This is a genomic window from Nocardia sp. NPDC005998, from assembly GCF_040614395.1.
Classification (GTDB): Bacteria; Actinomycetota; Actinomycetes; order Mycobacteriales; family Mycobacteriaceae; genus Nocardia.
Window position 1 is genome coordinate 57,597 of the sequence record NZ_JBEXUI010000021.1, and the last position, 19,723, is coordinate 77,319.

1 protein-coding gene (running past one end of the window) is annotated in these 19,723 nt (G+C 67.6%); it reads right to left on the bottom strand.

Going from position 1 to position 19,723, the window contains the following annotated elements:
* Positions 1-19,723, bottom strand: the 3' portion of a protein-coding gene (locus ABZ293_RS25580) for a non-ribosomal peptide synthase/polyketide synthase (RefSeq protein WP_355184551.1). Its footprint extends 5,960 nt past the window's final position; only the last 19,723 of its 25,683 coding nucleotides appear in the window; its start codon lies beyond the right edge, outside the window; its stop codon occupies positions 1-3.

Here is a 19,723-nt window from a genome sequence, read left to right on the forward strand (position 1 = left end):
TCAGGTCCGGTCGGCGTGCGCCAAGACATTGGTCAGGACGTGGCCGATGCGGGCGAGAGCGGATTCGGAGGTCATGCGCCAGTGCGAGGCCTGCACGGCGTGGTTGTGCACGGTGCCGTCGATGGCGTCGGACCAGCTGGCCGCGCCGGTGGCCCCGGTCGGATCGTCGAGTGCGGCGGTGAAATAGATGAGATTGCCCTTATAGGGCCGTGGGCGGTAGCGGGTAATGAGCTCCAGGGAGTGGGTACCCGCATCGAGCACGCGGCCGAGTCGATCGAAGCCGAAGGAGGCGAACGGTTCCGGGAGATCGGCAATGCGGCGGGCGAGTTGGGTGCGGTCGAGTTCGGTATCGGTTTCGTCGGCCTGTTCGCCGAGTAGTCCGCCGAGCAGATCGGCCACCGGGACCGTCGCCGTCTCGTCCACCGTGACGTGCAGTGAACTGTCCATCATGGCCAATATCGCGACCTGCTGACCCTGGTCCTGCAATTGGTTCGCGACGGCGTGCGCGAGCACACCGCCGAGCGACCAGCCCAGCAGGTGGTAGGGGCCTTCCGGCTGCACCGCGCGGATCTCGCGGACATAGCGTCCGGCCCAGTTCTCGATCGAATCCGGCAGCGCCGCCGTGGAATTCAATACCGGGGACTGAATGCCGTAGATGGCGCGCTCGGGATCGATATGCGCGGCCAGACCGGCGAACGACCAGGCAACGCCGCCGACCGGATGGATACAGAACAGCGGCTCACGGGACCCGCCGGGCCGCAACGGAAGTAGCACATCGAAGGCGGCCTGTGCGTCGACGCGGCCGCGACCGGAGCGGTGCAGTTCCAGTTGGGTAATGAGATCGGCGGGTGTCGGTGCGGCGAACAGCCACACCACCGGGATCGGCTCGGCGAGAGCCGAACTCAGTTGGGTCGACAGTCGGGTGGCGAGCAGCGAATTGCCGCCGCGTTCGAAGAAGTTGTCGTCCATACCGATGCGCTCGGCAGCCAGCACCTCGGCGAAGGCGGTGCAGACGAGCTGCTCCAATTCTGTTTCCGGAGAGCGAAATTCCCGGGTGCCCAGCTCGGGCCGGGGCAGCGCGGTCCGATCGACCTTGCCATTCACATTGAGCGGCAGGGTTTCCAACCGCATCAGCACCGTTGGCACCATATAGCTCGGCAGCACCTCGGTCAGCGCGGTGCGCAGTGCCGTCGGATCGACCAGCTCGGTACCGGTGAAATACCCGACGAGCATGGCGTTATCGGCACCTTCATGGGCGACGACGATGGCCTCGGACACCATCGGGCGGGAACGCAGCGCGTGCTCGATTTCGGCGAGTTCGATGCGATAACCGCGCACCTTCACCTGGAAATCGCGGCGCTGCACATATTCGAGATTGCCGTCCGCACCCCAGCGGACCATATCGCCGGTCCGATAGATTCGCGTGCCCGCTGCGCCGAACGGAGAGGCCACGAAGCGTTCCGCGCTCAGGTCGGGTCTGCCGTAATAGCCGCGGGCCAGTTGCGCACCGCCGAGATATAGCTCACCGGTCACCCCGGCCGGGACCGGATGCATCCGGTCGTCGAGCACATAGACCTGGTTCCCCGCCTCCGGTGTGCCGATCGGGACCACCGCGTGCCGAAGGGCCGGGCCGGTACGGAATCGAGTCACCGAGACCGCGGCCTCGGTGGGGCCGTACAGATTATCGATCCGGGCCGTGGTAAGCGCCCGAATGCGATCGACGGTGTCCGCGGGCAGTGCCTCACCGATGACGAGCAACCGGCGCAGCGATGTCGGCAACCGCCGGTCGTCGCCGACCTCCGCCAGCATGGCCAATAGTGATGGCACCAGCGTCACGGTGGTCACCGAGGCGCGGCGGATCAGATCCAGTACCCCCGCCGGATCACGCTGCACGCCCTGCGGTGCCAGCACAATGCGGGCACCGGTGCGCAAGGCCAGCCAGAACTCCCATACCGACAGATCGAAGGCGGCGGAGGTCATCAGCAGGGTGGCGTCGTCGGCGTCGAGTGCGTATTCCGATTGCAGCCAGTCCAATTGGTGCGCCACCGCAGCGTGCGGGACCGCCACGCCCTTCGGCGTTCCGGTCGAACCCGAGGTGAAGATGACGTAGGCGGTATTCGCCGGGGTCAGCGGCGTCACCCGTTCCTCGGCACGCACCGGACTGCTGTCGAGAACACCGGCGGCGATCGAGATATCCAGCACCACATCGTGATCCGCCACGCCGTCGGGCAGCATCGGCCGCTCGGCCGAGATCAGCACCAGCGCCGGATTCGCGGCGGCGAGTACGCTTGCGGTCCGGTCCAACGGATGGGCCGGATCCAACGGTACGTACGCACCACCAGCGGTAACCACCGCGTACATTGCGGTCAGCAGCTCGATACTGCGCGGAATGGCCAGGGCTACCAGCGATTCCGGGCCGACACCGCGCCCGATCAGCGCGCGGGCCAACCGGTTAACCCGGGCGGCGAACTGACCGTAGGTGACAGTCGCGCCGTCGTCGACGATTGCCACCGCATCGGGGGTCCGCACGGCCTGCGCCTGGAATGCCGCGATGAGCGTGGCCGGTGCCACCGGGTGCTCGCTTCGATTCCAGGTCACCAGCATGCGTTCGCGTTCGGCCGGGTCGAGCAGGTCGAGATCACCGACCGGCACCTGCGGTGCGGCACAGATCGCGGCCAGCAGGCGTTGCAGGCGACCCGCGAAACCGGCGACGGTCGATTCGTCGAACAGTGCGGTCGCGTAAGTGATCGATGCGGCCATCCCCGCCGGATTCCCCTCCGCGTCGTAGCGGTCGGTCACCACCAGATGCAGATCGAATTGCGATATCTCGGAATCGAAATCGGCTGCGGTAGCTGTCAATCCGTCCAGTGCGAACTCGGCCTCGGCCTGATTGTGGAAGGAGAAGCCGACCTGGAACAGCGGGTGCCGGGCGGTGGAGCGCTCCGGATTCAGCACCTCCACCAGCCGCTCGAACGGCACATCGGCATGCGAGAAGGCGGCGACGTCCGCGGCACGCACCAGATCCAGCAGTTCGGTGAAGTCCGCGCCCGCATCGACCGGCGTGCGCAACACCAAAGTGTTGACGAACATGCCGACCACATCATCGAGTTCGGCCGCGCCCCGGCCCGCGACCGGAGTGCCGACGGCGATATCGGCGGCTCCGGACAGGCGTGCCAGCAGTGCCGCGAATGCGGCGTGCAGCACCATGAACAGCGTCGCGCCGGTGCCGCGCCCCAGATCGGCCAGCGCCGCCTGCATTTCGGCGTCGATGGTGAAGTCGACATGTCGGCCGCGGGTGGAGACGAGGGCGGGTCGCGGCCGGTCGGTCGGCAGGGTGAGTTGCGCGGGTAGTCCGGTCAAGGTGTCGATCCAGAACCGGAGTTGCTGGGCGAGCAGCGAATCCGGATCGTCCTCGCTGCCGAGCAGATCCCGCTGCCAGCGGCTGTAATCCGCGTACTGCACCGGCAGTGGCGCCCACCCGGGCTGCCCACCCTGTTTGCGTGCGGCATAGGCGATCATCACGTCACGGGCCAGTGGGACCAGTGACGAACCGTCCGCGGCGATATGGTGCACGACCACGACGAGCACATGCGCACCGAGATCGGTCGGCCCCTCGACGGGACGGAACAGCCGGGCGCGCACCGGAACCGCCTCGGTGACATCGAATCCGCCGCCGACGAAGTCCACCACCGCCGAGGTCATATCGTCGACCGGCACCGGAATCGGCACCAGCACCGGCACTTCCGCCTCCGCCATGGGCAGCACCACCTGCACCGGACCGCCCTCGTGCTGCGGGTAGACGGTGCGCAGCACCTCGTGGCGCCGCACCACGTCGGTGATGGCCGCATTCAGCGCCGCGATATCCAGATCACCGGTGAGCCGCACCGCGAGCGGAATGTTGTAGGCGGTGGACTGCCGGTCGAGGCGGTTCAGGAACCACATGCGCTGCTGGGCGAGCGATAGCGGCACCGGATCGGTTCCGGTGCGCCGGGTCAGTGCCGGACGTGCGCGCACCGCGGCCGGATCGGTGGCGGCGGTATCGAGGGCGGCGGCCAGGGCCGATACCGTCGAGTTCTCGAAAACCAGCCGCACGCCGATCGACACATCGAGGCGCGCACCCAGTCGCGCGGCCAATTGTGTTGCGGTCAGTGAGTTTCCGCCGACCGTGAAGAAGTCGTCGTCGACACCGACGGTGTCCAGGCCGAGCACATCGGCGAAGACCTCGGCCACGATCCGTTCGGCCGCCGTCTGCGGCGCGCGGAAGGCCGCGGTACGGAACTGCGGCTCCGGCAGTGCCTTTCGATCCAACTTGCCGACGGGGGTCAGCGGGAGTTCGGCCAGGACCATGATGGCGGCGGGCACCATATACGCGGCGAGTGCGCGTCCGGCGAAGGCGGTGAGCTCGGCGGTGTCGATCGTCCGGCCCGCCGCGGCGACCACATACGCGACCAGCGAGACGGTGCCAGCGGCATCGGTATGTCCGATGGTCACCGCGAATTCGACGGTGTCATGGGCCGAGAGCACCGCGTCGATCTCACCGAGTTCGATGCGCAGGCCGCGCACCTTCACCTGATGGTCGGCGCGTCCGACGTACTGGATCGCGCCGGTCGCGGTCCAGCGCACCAGATCACCGGTCCGATACAACCGCCCACCCGCCGGACCGTAGGGATCGGCGACGAACCGATCCGCCGAAAGTCCCGGCCGCGCGTGGTATCCGCGGGCCAGACCCGGCCCGCGCAGATACAACTCACCGGTCACCCCGTCCGGGACGGGCTGCAGCCGGGTATCGAGCACCACCGCGGACATGCCGTGGATCGTGGTCCCGATATCGAACCGGCCCGGTCGCAGCGGTGCGCTGATATTGGTGATGATCGTGGTTTCGGTCGGCCCGTAGGCATTGTGGAAGGCCCGCCCGCTCCCCCAGCGCTGCACCACATCCGGGCCGTAGGACTCGCCGCCGACGGTCAGCCGCTTCAGTTCGGGCAGCTCGCCGGGATCCAATGTCTGCAGCACAGCGGGAGTTATGAACGCATGGCTGACCCGCTGGTCCCGGATCAGCGCGGTCAATTCCGCCCCGCCGTAGACACCGGCGGGCGCGATCACCAGCGCGGCACCTGCGGACAGTGCGAGGAGCAGTTCGAGCATGGACGCGTCGAAGCTGGGCGATGCCACATGCAGGACTCGCGACGTCGCGGTGACCTCGTACCGATCCCGTTGTGCCCGTGCAACTCCCGCGAGTCCGCTGTGCGTGGCGAGCACGCCCTTCGGTATGCCGGTGGAACCCGAGGTGTAGATCATCCAGGCGGGGTTGGCGACCCGCACCGGACGCGCCAGCTCCGTCGCGCTGAGTGGGGCCGCACTCGTATGCCGCATGCGCGCTGCCGTGCCGGGTGCGTCGAGAACCAGCCATTCCGCGGTCTCCGGCAGTGCCGATCGGCAGGCGGTCAGGGTAAGACCGACGGTCGCACCGGAATCGGACAGCATATGCGCGATCCGGTCGGCCGGATAGGTTGGATCGACCGGTACGACGGCCGCACCGGTCTTGGCCACCGCCCATACCGCGAGGATGGACTCGGCCGAACGCGGGATCGCCACGACAACGAAATCCTCGGCGCCGATGCCGTGCCCGATGAGCATCCGCGCCAGTCGGGAAGACTGCTCGTCCAAGGCGCGGTAGCTGAGTTCCCGATCCTGCGAAATCAGCGCGAGCGCATCGGGATTCATCGCGACGGCCTCGGCCATCAGCTCGGCGAGGGTGCGCGGCGGGACCGGTGCATCGCCGCGCCTGCCGAGCAGTTCGGCGCGTTCGGCCGGAGCCAGCACATCGATCATGCCGACCGGCGCGGACGGATCCGCGGTGAGTGTGCCGAGGACCCGGCCGAATCGACGCAGCAGCGCAGCGGCGGTGGCCGCGTCGAATAGGTCGGTGGCGTAATTGAGTTCTACCGCGAGGTAACCGTCGGCATCGAGTTCGGCCGCGACGGTGAACTGCAGATCGAACCGGGCCACCGGCTCGTCGAAGGCGACGGCCGCCAGCTCCAGACCGGGCAGCGTGAATGCCTCCGCGCCGGTATTCAGATAGCTCAGCGCCACCGTGAACAGCGGATGCCTGGACTGCGAGCGTTCGATGCCGAGTTCGTCGGCGACACGTTCGAAGGGGACGGTGGCATAGGCGAATGCGGCCAGATCGACCGTTCTGGTCTCGGTGAGCAGATCGGCGAACGAACGCTCCGGATCCGGATGCGTGCGCAGCACCAGGGTATTGACGAACATGCCGACCAGATCGTCCAGCGCCGCGGCACCGCGTCCCGCGACCGGGGTGCCGATGGCGATATCGACCGAACCCGAGAGCCGGGCCAGCAGTACGGCCAGCGCGGCATGCACGACCATGAACGGGGTCGCGTTGTGCCGCAACGCGAGTTCGTGCACCCGGGCGCCGACACCGCCGCCGATCCGGGCGTGCATATTGCCGCCGCGCTTGGACGCGATGGCCGGGCGGGGCCGGTCGGTCGGCAACGCCAGCTCTTCCGGCAGATCGCGCAGCGCCTCGGTCCAGTACGCGAGCTGCGGAGCCGCGACCGCGTCCAGCTCGGCCGTCTGCCACAGCGCGTAGTCGGCGTACTGCGCGGCGAGTTCCGGCCAGACAGGAGTACCGCCGTACACTCGGGACAGGTAGGCCGACAACAGATCTCGCAGCAGCGGTTGCATCGAGTAGCCGTCCGCGGCGATATGGTGCAGCACCGCGACGAGCACATGGCTGGTCGCATGTTCACGCAGCAGCACCGCGCGCACCGGCACCTCGGCGGTGACATCGAAGCCCGCAGCGAGGAATTCGGCGATCCGCTGGTCCACCGGACCGTCCGGGGTCTCGACCGTCAGCCGCACCGGAGCCGATTCGGCGGGCAGGATCACCTGGTGGCCGGTGCCGCCCGCATCGGCCGGATACACCGTGCGCAGCACCTCATGACGTGCGACCACATCCGCGAACGCGGCACACAGCGCCGCCGCGTCCAGTTCACCGCCGATCCGCACCGCGACCGGGATATTGTGCGCGGCCGAATCCGGATCGAGCCGGTTGAGGAACCACATGCCGCGCTGCACCGGCGCCAGCGGAATCAGCTCCGGGCGTGGTCCGGCGAGCAATGGCAGCACCTGCTCGTGTGCGTCGGCATCGGCGGCCAGCCGGACGGCGAACGCGTGCACGGTGGGTGCCTCGAACAGCGCGCGCACCGGCACGCGGCGACCGAGCCGCTCGCTCAACCTGGCCAGTACCCGGGTGGCGATCAGTGAGTTGCCGCCCAGGTCGAAGAAGTTGTCGTCGGCGCCGATCGGCGTCCGCGCCAGGACCGTCGCGAAGGCCTCGGCAACCAGTCGTTCGGCCGGAGTGACCGGCGCGCGGTAGGTAGTGCGGTCGAATACCGGTTCCGGCAGTGCATTTCGGTCCAGCTTGCCGGAGGCATTCAGCGGGAATTCGGCGAGCACAATGATTGCCGACGGAATCATGTACGACGGCAACGCAGCCGCCGCGGCGGCCGAGGCGGCGGCACGGAGTCCGTCCGCATCCGGCGCGGTACCGATGACATAGCCGACGAGCTGATCGCCGGTATCGGTGGCGACGACTCGGGCGGCTGCCTGTGAAACACCGGGCACTACGGCGAGTACCGCCTCGATCTCGCCGAGTTCGATGCGCTGGCCGCGGAATTTCACCTGGAAATCGGTGCGGCCCAGGTACACCAGCTCCGGGGTGACACCGCTGGTATCCCAGCGCACCAGGTCGCCCGTGCGGTACATGCGCTCGCCCGCCGGGCCGAACGGGTTGGCGACGAAGCGATCCGCGGTCAGATCCGGCCTGCCGTGATAGCCACGGGCGAGCTGCGTCCCCGCGAGGTACAACTCCCCCGCCACACCCGGCAAGGTCGGCCGGAGCCGGGAATCCAACACGTACACCCGGCTGTTCCACTCCGGATTGCCGATCGGCAGGACGGCACGGTCGATATTGCCGGTGACATCGCGGTAGGTGATGCTCACCGCCGCCTCCGTCGGGCCGTACAGGTTGTGCAGACGGGCGTCACTCACCGCATCGAAGGCACGCACGGTCTCGCCGGGCAGCGCCTCACCGATGACGAATACCGTCCGCAGTGTGTCGAGATCAGCTCGCACTCCGTCGGTTTCGATATGTCCGGCGAACGCGCTCAACATCGATGGCACGAAATCGGTGACGGTAATGCCGTATTCGCCGATCACCGCGCTCAGGTAGCCGGGATCGCGGTGACCGTCCGGGGTAGCCAGCACCAGGCTCGCTCCGATGCGCAGCGGCAGGAAGTAGCCCCAGAGCGAGACATCGAAGGTGGTCGCCGTCTTCTGCAGATACACGTCTTCGGCGGTAAGCCGGTACTCCGACTGCATCCACGTCATCTGGTTGACGATGGCGGCATGGGAGACGCTGACGCCCTTGGGCTTTCCGGTGGAACCGGAGGTGAAGATGACGTAGGCCGGGTTCCGCGGGTGAATCGGCGCGGTGCGCTCGTGCACCGCGATCGGATCGTCGGCGTAGCCGTCGAGCGCGACGGTATCGACGTGCACCGTCGCACCGGTGTAACCGAATTCCGCTCGATCGCGCTCGGTGGTGAGCAGCACGGCCGGTGCCGCGGTATCGACAATGTGCGCAATGCGCTGCACCGGATGATCCGGGTCGATCGGCACATACGCACCGCCCGCCTTGAGCACCGCGTACATCGCGACAACCAGATCGGTCGAACGCCGAATCGCCAAGGCCACCAGTGACTCCGGGCCGACGCCGATCGCGATGAGATGCCGGGCCAGCTGATTGGTCCTGCGGTCCAATTCGCCGTACGACATGGTGTGGCCGGTGCCTGCGTCATCGGCCGCGAAGACCAACGCGGTGTCCTCCGGTGTCGCGGCGGCCTGCGCCTCGAACTCGTCGAGCAGCATCTCCGCGACGAATGCGGTATGCGCGGAGTCGTTCCACGCGGTCACCACCCGGTCCAGCTCACCGGATTCGAACAGATCGATATCGCCGACAACCTGCTCCGGATCGCCGATCACCGCGGTGAGCAGCCGGGTGAAGCGGGCACCGAAGGTCGCGATGGTCGTCTCGTCGAACAGGTCGGTGGCGTAGGTGAACCGCAGCGCGTCATCGGTGACGGTCAACTGCAGATCGAATCGGGTTGTCTCGTAATCGATGTCGTACTCGGTGACCGCGACGCCCGCCATCGCCACCGATACCGGTGCGAGATTCTGGAAGAACAGCGCGATCTGGAACAGCGGATGGCGCGCCTCGGAGCGCGGTGGATCCAGCACCTCCACCAGCCGCTCGAACGGCACATCGGCATTGGCGAAGGCATCGAGGTCACCATTGCGGACGCGACGCAATACCGATGCGAAGGAGTCGGCGCCGGGCACCCGAGTGCGCAGCACCAGGGTGTTGACGAACATTCCGACGAGATCATCGAGCGCCGCCGCGCCACGACCGGCGATGGGCGCGCCGATGGCGATATCGGCCGTGCCGGACAGGCGCGCGAGCACGGCGGCCAGCGCGGCATGCACCACCATGAACGGGCTGGCATCGTATTGCGTTGCGACGGCGGCAATTCCGTCACGGACCGCCGCATCGAGCCCGATGGTGATGCTCGCGGCGGCATGGCTGGCGACGGCGGGGCGCGGCCGATCCGATGGCAGATCCAGTTGTGCGGGCAGCCCGCCGAGCGCGTCCTTCCAGTAGCGCAGTTGCCGTGCGGCCACCGATTCCGGATCGTCCTCGGCACCGAGGACTTCTCGTTGCCAGAGTGCGTAATCCGCGTACTGCACACTCAACTCGGTCCAGCTGGGTGCGATGCCGGTGGCGCGCGCCGCGTACGCGACGGCGATATCGCGGGCCAGCGGCGTCATCGAAAAGCCGTCCGCCGCAATGTGATGCACCACCAGGGCGAGCAGGTGTTCCCGATTCGACAGCGTGGCCAGGCCGATGCGCAGCGGTACCCCGGTGCTCACGCCGAAGGGTGTCGCGACCAGATCGACCAGTGCGGCAGCGATATTCGACGGATCCAGTCGAACGATGTCCGGCACCTGTGTGCGGTCCAGAATCTGTTGGTAGCCGGTGCCGTCGACATCCGGATAAATGGTGCGCAGCGTTTCATGTCTGGCGATCACATCGGCGATTGCGGCCAGCAGCGCGCCGGTATCGAGATCTCCGGTGAGCCGGATGGCGACCGGAATATTGTTCACCGTCTCGTCCGGATCGAAGCGGTTGAGGAACCACATGCGCTGTTGCGCTGGCGAGAGCGGGATCAGGTCGGGACGCGGTCGCGCGGTCAGTCGCGGACGGCCACCGGTGCCGGTGAGCCGGGCGGCGCGCACGGCCAATCCGGCGACATTCGGGGCCTCGAACAGCATCCGCACCGGGACTTCGGCATCCAGTGCCGCGCCGAGCCGGGCCGCCACCTGGGTGGCGAGCAGCGAATTGCCGCCGAGGGCGAAGAAGTTGTCATCGAGGCCGATCCGCTCGACGCCGAGCAGATCGCCGATGATCTCGGCGACGGTCTGCTCGGTCTCGGTCGCAGGTGCCCGGTAGGCGGCGACCTCGAATACCGGTGCGGGCAGGGCGGTGCGGTCGAGCTTGCCGGAGGCATTGAGCGGGAAGGCAGCCAGTACGACGAAGGCCGAAGGCACCATATAGGCGGGCAGCTCGGCCGCCAGCTCCGCACGCACCCCTTCGATATCGACAGACCCGCCGACCAGATACGCCACCAGCTGATCGCCGAGACGATCGTCGGATCGGACGACGACAACGGCCTGGTCGACCGCATCCAGTGCGGTGAGCACGGCTTCGATCTCGCCGAGCTCGATCCGCAACCCGCGCACCTTCACCTGGAAATCGGTGCGGCCCAGGTATTCCAGCTCGCCGTCGGCATGCCACCGGACGAGATCACCCGTGCGATACATCCGCTCGCCCGCGGCACCATGCGGATTCGCGACGAACCGGTCAGCGGTCAATTCCGGCCTGGCCACATAGCCGAGCGCCAACTGCGCACCGGCCAGATACAGCTCGCCGGGGACGCCGATCGGCACCGGACGCATGCGCGCATCCAGCACCAGCAGCCGGGTATTGAACACCGGCCTGCCGATCGGCACCGACACCGTATCGACGTCGGTCACCTCATGGAAGCTGACATCGACCGCGGCCTCGGTCGGCCCGTACAGATTGTGCACGCGGGCGCCGGTCAGTTCCCGGGTCCGCTGCGCGATCGCCGCGGGCAGCGCCTCACCGGAGGCGAATACCGCACGCAGCGTCCGACATTCGCGCACCCGCGGTTCGGCGAGGAATACCGCCAACATCGACGGGACGAAATGCGCGACGGTAATCCGCTCATCGTCGATCAATCGAGCCAGATAGGCCGGATCACGATGGCCGTCGGGCCGCGCGAGCACCAGACGCGCGCCGACCCGCAACGGCCAGAAGAACTCCCAGACCGAAACGTCGAAGGTCGCCGGGGTCTTCTGCAACACCGCGTCCTCGGCGCCCAGACCGTACTGCGCCTGCATCCAGAGCAGCCGATTGACGATCGCGGCATGCGATACCGCGACCCCCTTCGGACGTCCCGTCGATCCGGAGGTGAAGATGACATACGCCGCATGCCCCGGCGCCAGCACACCGAGCCGATCCACCGTGGTCAGCGGTGCTGGCGAGTATCGGGTCAGATCGAGTCGATCGATCCGGACCTGAGGCGCCGCACCGACTTCCAGGTCTTGTCCCGCGGTGAGTACCAATACCGGCCGCGCGGTCTCCAGTACGTATTCGATGCGGTCCGCCGGGTGGTCGGGATCCAGCGGCAGGTACGCGCCGCCGGCAACCGTCACCGCGTACATGCCGACCACCAGGTCCAGCGACCGCCGCATGCCGAGCGCGACAATCGCATCCGGTCCGACGCCCTGGCCGACCAGCCAGCGCGCCAGTCGGTGCACCCGATCGGCGAATTCGGCATATGTCAGCGTCGCGGAGCGACTCGTTGAGGGGTGGTCGTCGGGCGACGGGTGGGCCAGCGTCGAGCGGTGGTCGTCGGGCGACGGGTGGGCCAGCGTCGAGCGGTGGTCGTCGGGTGACGGGGCGGCAGGACTGCGCCCCTCGAATGTCACCGCGATGGCGTCGGGTGTCCGCAGCACCTGCTCCTCGAACAGCGATACCAGGGTCTGGGTGCCGTCTACCGGGAAAGACGTATCGTTCCACCGGTCGAGCACCAGCGCGCGCTCGGCGTGATCGAGCAGTTCGATATCGCCGACGCGGACGGTGGCATCGACCGCGACCGCCTCGAGCAACCGCACCAGGCGGGCCGCGAACGATTCCACCGTCGTCCGGTCGAACAGATCCGTCGCATAGCGCATGACCGCGCGCAATGCGGTGCCAGCGCCCGCCGCGTGCTCGGCGAGTTCCAGCGCGAGGTCGAATTGCGCGACCTGGTTGTCGATCGGGTAGGCGGCAACGTCCAGTCCGGGCAGGCGCAACACCGTATCGTCGCGGTGCTCGTAGGTCAGCAACGTCTGCACGATCGGTGCATGGGCCTGCGAACGCATCGGATTCAGCTCATCGACGAGCCGCTCGAATGGCAGATCGGCATGCGCGAAGGCTCGGATATCGGCGGCCCGCACCCGGCCCAGCAGTTCGGCGAAGGTTGTCTCGGCCGCCACCTCGGTGCGCAGTACCAGGGTGTTGACGAACATGCCGACGAGATCGTCCAGCGCCTCTTCGGCCCGACCGGCAACCGGGGTACCGATCGCCACATCGTCCACCCGCGCCAGGCGGGCCAGCAGGGTCGCATAGGCGGCGTGCAGGACCATGAACGACGAGACCCCGTGCTTGCGCGCCAGCTCCGCGATGGCGGCGGTCAGCTCGGCGGTGATCGCGAAATCGACCGCGGCCCCGCGCCCGGATGCGACCGCCGGACGCGGCCGATCGGCGGGCAGTTCCAGGACCGGGGCGAGACCGTCGAGTTCGGTGCGCCAATGCGCAATCTGACGGGCCAGCACGGATTCCGGATCATCGGCCGAACCGAGCACATCGTGCTGCCACAGAGTGAAGTCCGCGTACTGGACCGGCAGCGGCCGCCACATCGGCGCTTCCCCCGCGGTGCGGGCGTTATACGCCACCATCAGATCCCGGGCCAGCGGGGCCGTCGAGACGCCGTCGGCGGCAATGTGGTGCACCACCACGACGAGCACATGGTCGTCGGGTGCGACCCGGAACAGGGTGGCGCGCACGGGCATTCGGGTGCGCAGCTCGAATCCGACGGCCGCGACGCCGACAACCGCAGCGGCGAGTTCGGATTCGGCGATATCGACGCGCGGGAGCGCCAACCCGGTGCCCTCGGCCAGCACCACCTGTGCGGGACCGGCGCCGTCATCGGGGAATACCGTGCGCAGCGACTCGTGCCGGGTCACGACATCACCCAGCGCCAGGTGCAGCGCCCGCGCGTCCAGTGCGCCGGTAAGGCGAATGGTGATCGGAATGTTGTAGACGGCCGATTCCGGATCGAGTCGGTTCAGCAGCCACATCCGAGTCTGGGCCAGCGACAATGGAATGCGGCCCGAGCGCGCCCTGGCCGCAAGTGCGGGTCGGGTGGCGTTCGCGCTATCGGAATCGGTCACCCGAAGGGCCAATGCGGCCACCGTCGGTGCCTCGAAGATCTCGCGCACGGTCAATGCGCACCCGAATGCGGCATTGGCGCGGGCGACCAGACGCATGGCCAGCAGCGAATTTCCGCCGCGGACGAAGAAATCGTCATCCGCACCGATCCGCACACCACCGCCGATGAGATCGGCGATGAGCACGGCGAGCACCGATTCGGCGCCCTCACCGGGTGCCCGGAATTCCGTTGTAGTACTGGATACTTCGACGGCGGGCAGGGCGGCGCGATCGAGCTTGCCGACCGTGGTGAGCGGCATCTCGTCGAGCACCACCAGATGCGCGGGCACCATATACGCGGGCAGGTGGTCGCGCACCTCGGCGAGCACCGCCTCCGCCGACAGCTCCGCCCCGGTGACATACCCGACCAAACAGTCATAGCCGGAGGTGTCCTGAACCAGCACCACCGCGGCATTCGTCACGCCCGCCACGGCGGTCAGCGCGGACTCGATCTCGCCGAGTTCGATGCGTTGACCGCGCAGCTTGACCTGGAAATCATTGCGGCCCAGATAGACCAGGTCGCCCCCGCGATTCCAGCGCACCAGATCACCGGTGCGATACATCAATCTGCCGGGCACCCCGAACGGATCGGCCACGAACCGCTCGGCGGTCAGCCCGGCCCGTCCGTGATAGCCGCGGGCCAATTGATCGCCCGCGAGATACAGCTCACCCGTCACACCGATCGGCACTGGTCGCAGCCGCGCATCCAGCACATAGGCGCGGGTATTCCAGCACGGACGGCCGATGGCGACATCACGGCCGGATTCGACGTCGGCATCGGTGAATTCGTGATAGACCGCCGAAATCGCGGCCTCGGTGGGGCCGTACGCATTGTGCACCGCCCCGCCGACGTGTTCGCGAATCGCGGCGAGCAGATCCGGCGTGAGCGCCTCGCCGCCGCAGTGCAGGTGCCGGAAGGAACCCAGCGCATCCCCCATGCCCTCACCGATCAGGGCCGCGAGTACCGACGGCACATATTCGGCGATAGTGATGCCGTGCTCGCGCAATAGTCCAGCGAAGTAGGCCAGGTCGAGATGGCCGCTCGGGCGGGCGATCACCAGTGGTGCGCCGACCGCGATGGGCAGGAAGCATTCCCAGACCGAGACGTCGAAGGTGAGCGGAGCCCGCTGCAGAATCCGGTCATCCGTGGTGACGCCGTAGCGGAATTCGAGCCACCGCAGCTGATTCATAATGGCGCGGTGGGTGACCGCGACCCCCTTGGGGCGGCCGGTCGAACCGGAGGTGAACAGCACGTAGGCCGTATTGTCCCGGCGCAGTGGCGCGCGGCGCTCCGGAAGCGTCCTGGCATCGAAGCCGGTGAGGTCGAGGTCGGTCAGGTCGACCACGCGCACGCCATCGAGTTCGGGCAGCACCGCACCGCCCACCGCCAGCACCAGAGCCGGTGCGGCGCTGTCGATCACCTGCGCGAGCCGGTCGGCCGGATGGGCCGGATCCAAGGGCAGGTAGGCACCGCCCGCACGCACGATCGCGTATACCGCCACGAGCATGTCGACCGACCGCAGCGCGGCAAGACCGACGATCGTCTCCGGTCGCACATCCGCCGCAATCAGCCACCGGGCCAGGCGGTTCACCCGGGACTCGAATTCGGCGTAGGTCACCGCGGTGTCCTCGAAACGCACCGCGACGGCGTCGGGGGTCGCGGCCACCCGGGCGGTCAGCAGATCGTCCAGGGTCGCCGACGGCAGCGACCGGGCGGTGGCATTGCGATCCGCCAGCAGCAGTCCGCGTTCGGCCACCGACATCAGCTCGACATTGCCGACAGGTGTGCGCACATCGCTGACCATCGCGCGCAGTACCCGTTCGAAACCGGCGCGGAACCCGCTGACGGTGTCCTCGTCGAAAAGGTCGAGCGCGTAATGCACATGGATATCGATGCCGTCGGCCGAACCGTCGGCGGCGTAGCGGTCGGTCAGCGTCCAGTCCAGATCCAGCTGGATCGGCGCGGGACCGATATCGAGTGCGGCAATGGTCAACCGGTGCAGCTGGAAGTCCGGCTTGGACTGGTTCTGCAGCGTCAGGGCCACCTGGTACAGCGGCGCATGTGCCTGTGAGCGAACCGGATTCACCACATCGACGAGCTGTTCGAAGGGTACGGCGGCATGATCGAAGGCGGCCAGGTCGGCCGTGCGGACCGCGGCGAGCAGGTCGGCGAGCGTGGCCTCGGCACGCACCTCGGTGCGCAGCACCAAGGTATTGACGAACATGCCGACCAGATCGTCCACGGCTTCGTCGCCGCGACCGGCAACCGGTGTGCCGACCACGATGTCATTGCTCGCGCTCAGACGGCTCAGCAGTACCGCGAGTGCGGTGTGCAGGACCATGAACGGGGTGACCCGGTGCGTGGCCGCCAACTCCTGGATGCCCTGGTGCAGATCGCGGTGCAGGCGGCCGGTGATGGCGCCGCCGCGGTTGGAGGCCACCGCGGGGCGTGGCCGGTCCGCGGGCAGGGTCAGCACCTCGGGGACGCCGGCGAGCCGCTTGGTCCAGTACTTCAGTTGGTGGGCCAGCAGCGAACCCGGCTCGTCGGCCCGGCCGAGTGCGGCGCGCTGCCAGATCGCGAAGTCCGCGTACTGCACCGGGAGCGGGCCCGAGGACGGGGCGACACCGGCACAGCGGGCCACATAGGCGGTGGCCAGATCGCGGGTCAGCGGTGCGAACGACCAGCCGTCCGCGGCAATATGGTGCACGACGAACAGCAGCACGTGCACCTGCTTGGCGGGGGTGCCCTGCGACGCCGCCGATTCGTCGTCGATGCGCAGCAGCCGCACCCGCAGCGGCACCTCGGTCGTGACATCGAATCCGGTCTGGGCCACCGTGGCGATGAGTCCGGGCAGCTCGGTCGACGGTACCGAGCGGGCCACGAGTTCCACCAGCTTGGTTCCGGCGGGCAGCACCACCTGCGTCGCGGCGCCATCGTGTTCGGGATAGATGGTGCGCAGCGTCTCGTGCTTGGCGATGACATCGGCAATGGCACGTTCCAGCGCTGGCACATTCAGTACACCGGTCAGGCTCAGTGCGAACGGAATGTTGTATCCGCCACTGGCCGTATCGAATCGGTTCAGGAACCACATGCGCTGCTGGGCGATGGACAGCGGAATCGGCTCGTGGCGCTCCTGGGCGGTCAATGGCGGCACCGCCGGTGGCGCGGTTTCGATATCGTCCGGGTGGGTGACGGTGATCCGACGGGACAGTTCGCGCACCGTCGGGGCGTCGAAAATGGTGCGCACCGGGACATCCACGCCGGTCGCCCTGGTGAGCCGGGCGGCGAGCTGGGTGGCGATCAGCGAATTGCCGCCGAGGACGAAGAAGTCGTCGTCCGCGCCGACGGTCTCCACATTGAGCAAGGCGGTGAAGGTCTCGGCGACCAGGGTTTGCGCCGGACCGCTCGGTGCGTGGAACTCGGTGGCGACCAAAGCCGGTGCGGGCAGGGCTTTTCGGTCCAGCTTGCCGGAGACGGTGACCGGGAAATCGTCGAGCACGACAAAGGCGGACGGCACCATGTAGGCGGGCAGCCGCCGCGCCAACTCGGCTCGGACGACATCGGTATCGACTCCACCATCTGCCACCAGATAGGCGATCAGCTGATCGCCCGTGCCGTAATCGTCTCGGGCCAGCACGACCGCCTGTGCCACCGCGTCCTGTGCGGTGAGCGCCGACTCGATCTCGCCGAGTTCGATGCGCAGACCACGCAACTTCACCTGGAAATCGGTGCGACCCAGATACTCCAGCTCGCCGCGCGCGGTCCACATGACTAGGTCACCCGTGCGGTACATACGCTCGGCGGTACCGAACGGATTCGCAACAAACCGCTCAGTAGTCAAATCGGGGCGACCGACATAACCGTGCGCCAACTGCGCACCCGCCAGGTACAGCTCACCCGGAACACCCACCGGCACCGGACGCAACCGCGAATCCAGCACATACACCTGGGTGTTGAATACGGGAGCACCGATCGGCACCGAACTCACATCGGCATCGGTCACCTCATGGAAAGTGACATCGACCGCGGCCTCGGTCGGACCATACAAATTGTGCAACCGCGCACCCGTCAACTGACGCAAGCGCTGCGCCGCCACCCCGGGCAATGCTTCACCCGAGGCGAAAACATTACGCAGACTTGTGCATTCAGCCGCGCGGTCCTCAGCAACGAAGACCGAGAGCATCGACGGCACGAAGTGCACCGTGGTGACCTGCTCTTCGACGATCAACCGTGCCATGTAGGCCGGATCGCGGTGGCCGTCGGGCTTGGCGACAACCAAGCGTGCGCCGACCTGCAAGGGCCAGAAGAACTCCCACACCGACACGTCGAAGGTCGCCGGAGTCTTCTGCAGCACCACATCATCGGCCGAGAGACCGTATGCGGCGTGCATCCACACCAAACGGTTCACGATCGCAGCATGCGAAACAGCCACACCCTTCGGGCGGCCCGTCGAACCCGAGGTGAAGATCACGTACGCGGTATTGCCCGGCCGCAACGGCCGATGCCGATCCGCGTCCGTCAACGGCTCATCCGAGAACTCGGTGAGGTCGAGTTCATCGATGCGGACCTGCCGCGACACCGTCGTCTCCAGATCAGTGCCGGAGGTCAGCACACACACCGGACGCGCAGTCTCCAGGATGTAATCGATGCGCTCACCCGGATGATCCGGATCCAACGGCACATAGGCACCACCCGCCATCGTGACGGCGTACATACCGACCACCAGATCGATCGAACGCCGCATACCAAGGGCGATAAAAGAATCCGGTCCGACACCCTGCTCGATGAGCCAGCGCGCCAAGCGGTGCACCCGCCCGGCGAATTCGGCATAGGACAGCGTCGCGTAGCGACTCGATGAGGGGTGGTGGTCGGGCGACGGGTGGGCCAGCGTCGCGTAGCGACTCGATGAGGGGTGGTGGTCGGGCGACGGGTGGGCCAGCGTCGCGTAGCGATTCGATGCGGGGCGATGGTCGGGCGACAGGTCGGCCAGCGTTGTCCCATCGAAGGTCAGCGCGGGTGCGTTCGGGGTCCGCACCACCTGGGCCGCGAATAATGAAGCGAGCGTGTAAGTTTCGTCGATTGCGCGAGTGGTGTCGTTCCACCGATCCAACAGCGACCGCTCGTCGGCATCCAGCAGCTCGATCTCACCGATCCGGGTCTGTGGCGTCGCGGCAGCGGCGGCGAGCACGCGAAGGAAGCGGGCGACGAAGGCGGCGATCGTCGACGCATCGAACAGATCGGTGGCGTAGCGCAGGCTGCTGGTGAGACCGCCGTCCTCGGCGCGTTCGTTCACCACCAGGTGCAGATCGAATTTCGCGCCGGTATCGGCCGGTTCGACCGGCTCCACCGTCAGCCACGGCACCTCGAACGCCCGGCTGCCCGCCACCACACGCGGTGCCTCCCCGAAGCTGAACATGACCTGGAACAAGGGATGCGCGCCGGTACCACGGTCCACCGCCATGGCATCGACCAGGCGCTCGAATGGCAGATCCGCATTGGCGAAGGCCGCCAGATCCGTATCACGCACGCCCGCAAGAAGTTCGGCGAAGGTCGCCGACGCGCTGACCCTGGTCCGCAAGACCAGGGTGTTGACGAACATGCCGATGAGCGCATCGAGTTCGCGCGCACCGCGCCCGCTGACCGGCGAGCCGATCACCACGTCGTCGGTGCCGCTCGAGCGGGCAAGCGTGGCCGCGAAGGCCGCGTGCACCACCATGAACAGCGTCGCGCCGCCACGCTGTGCCAGTGCGCGCAGATCTGCCGCGACCTCGGACGTCACCTCGAAATCAACGGCGGCACCGCGATTCGACGGCAGCGCCGGACGCGGCCGGTCGGTGGGCAGCGCGAGTTGGGCCGGCAGGCCGTCGAGGGTTTCGCGCCAGAATCCCAACTGCTGATGCGCCGGATCTCCGGGCCGGTCCTCGGCGCCGAGCAATGCCCGATGCCAGAGACTGTAATCCGCGTACTGCACCGGCAGTTCCTGCCAATCCGGTATGCGGCTCGGCCCACCCGCCACCCGGCCACCA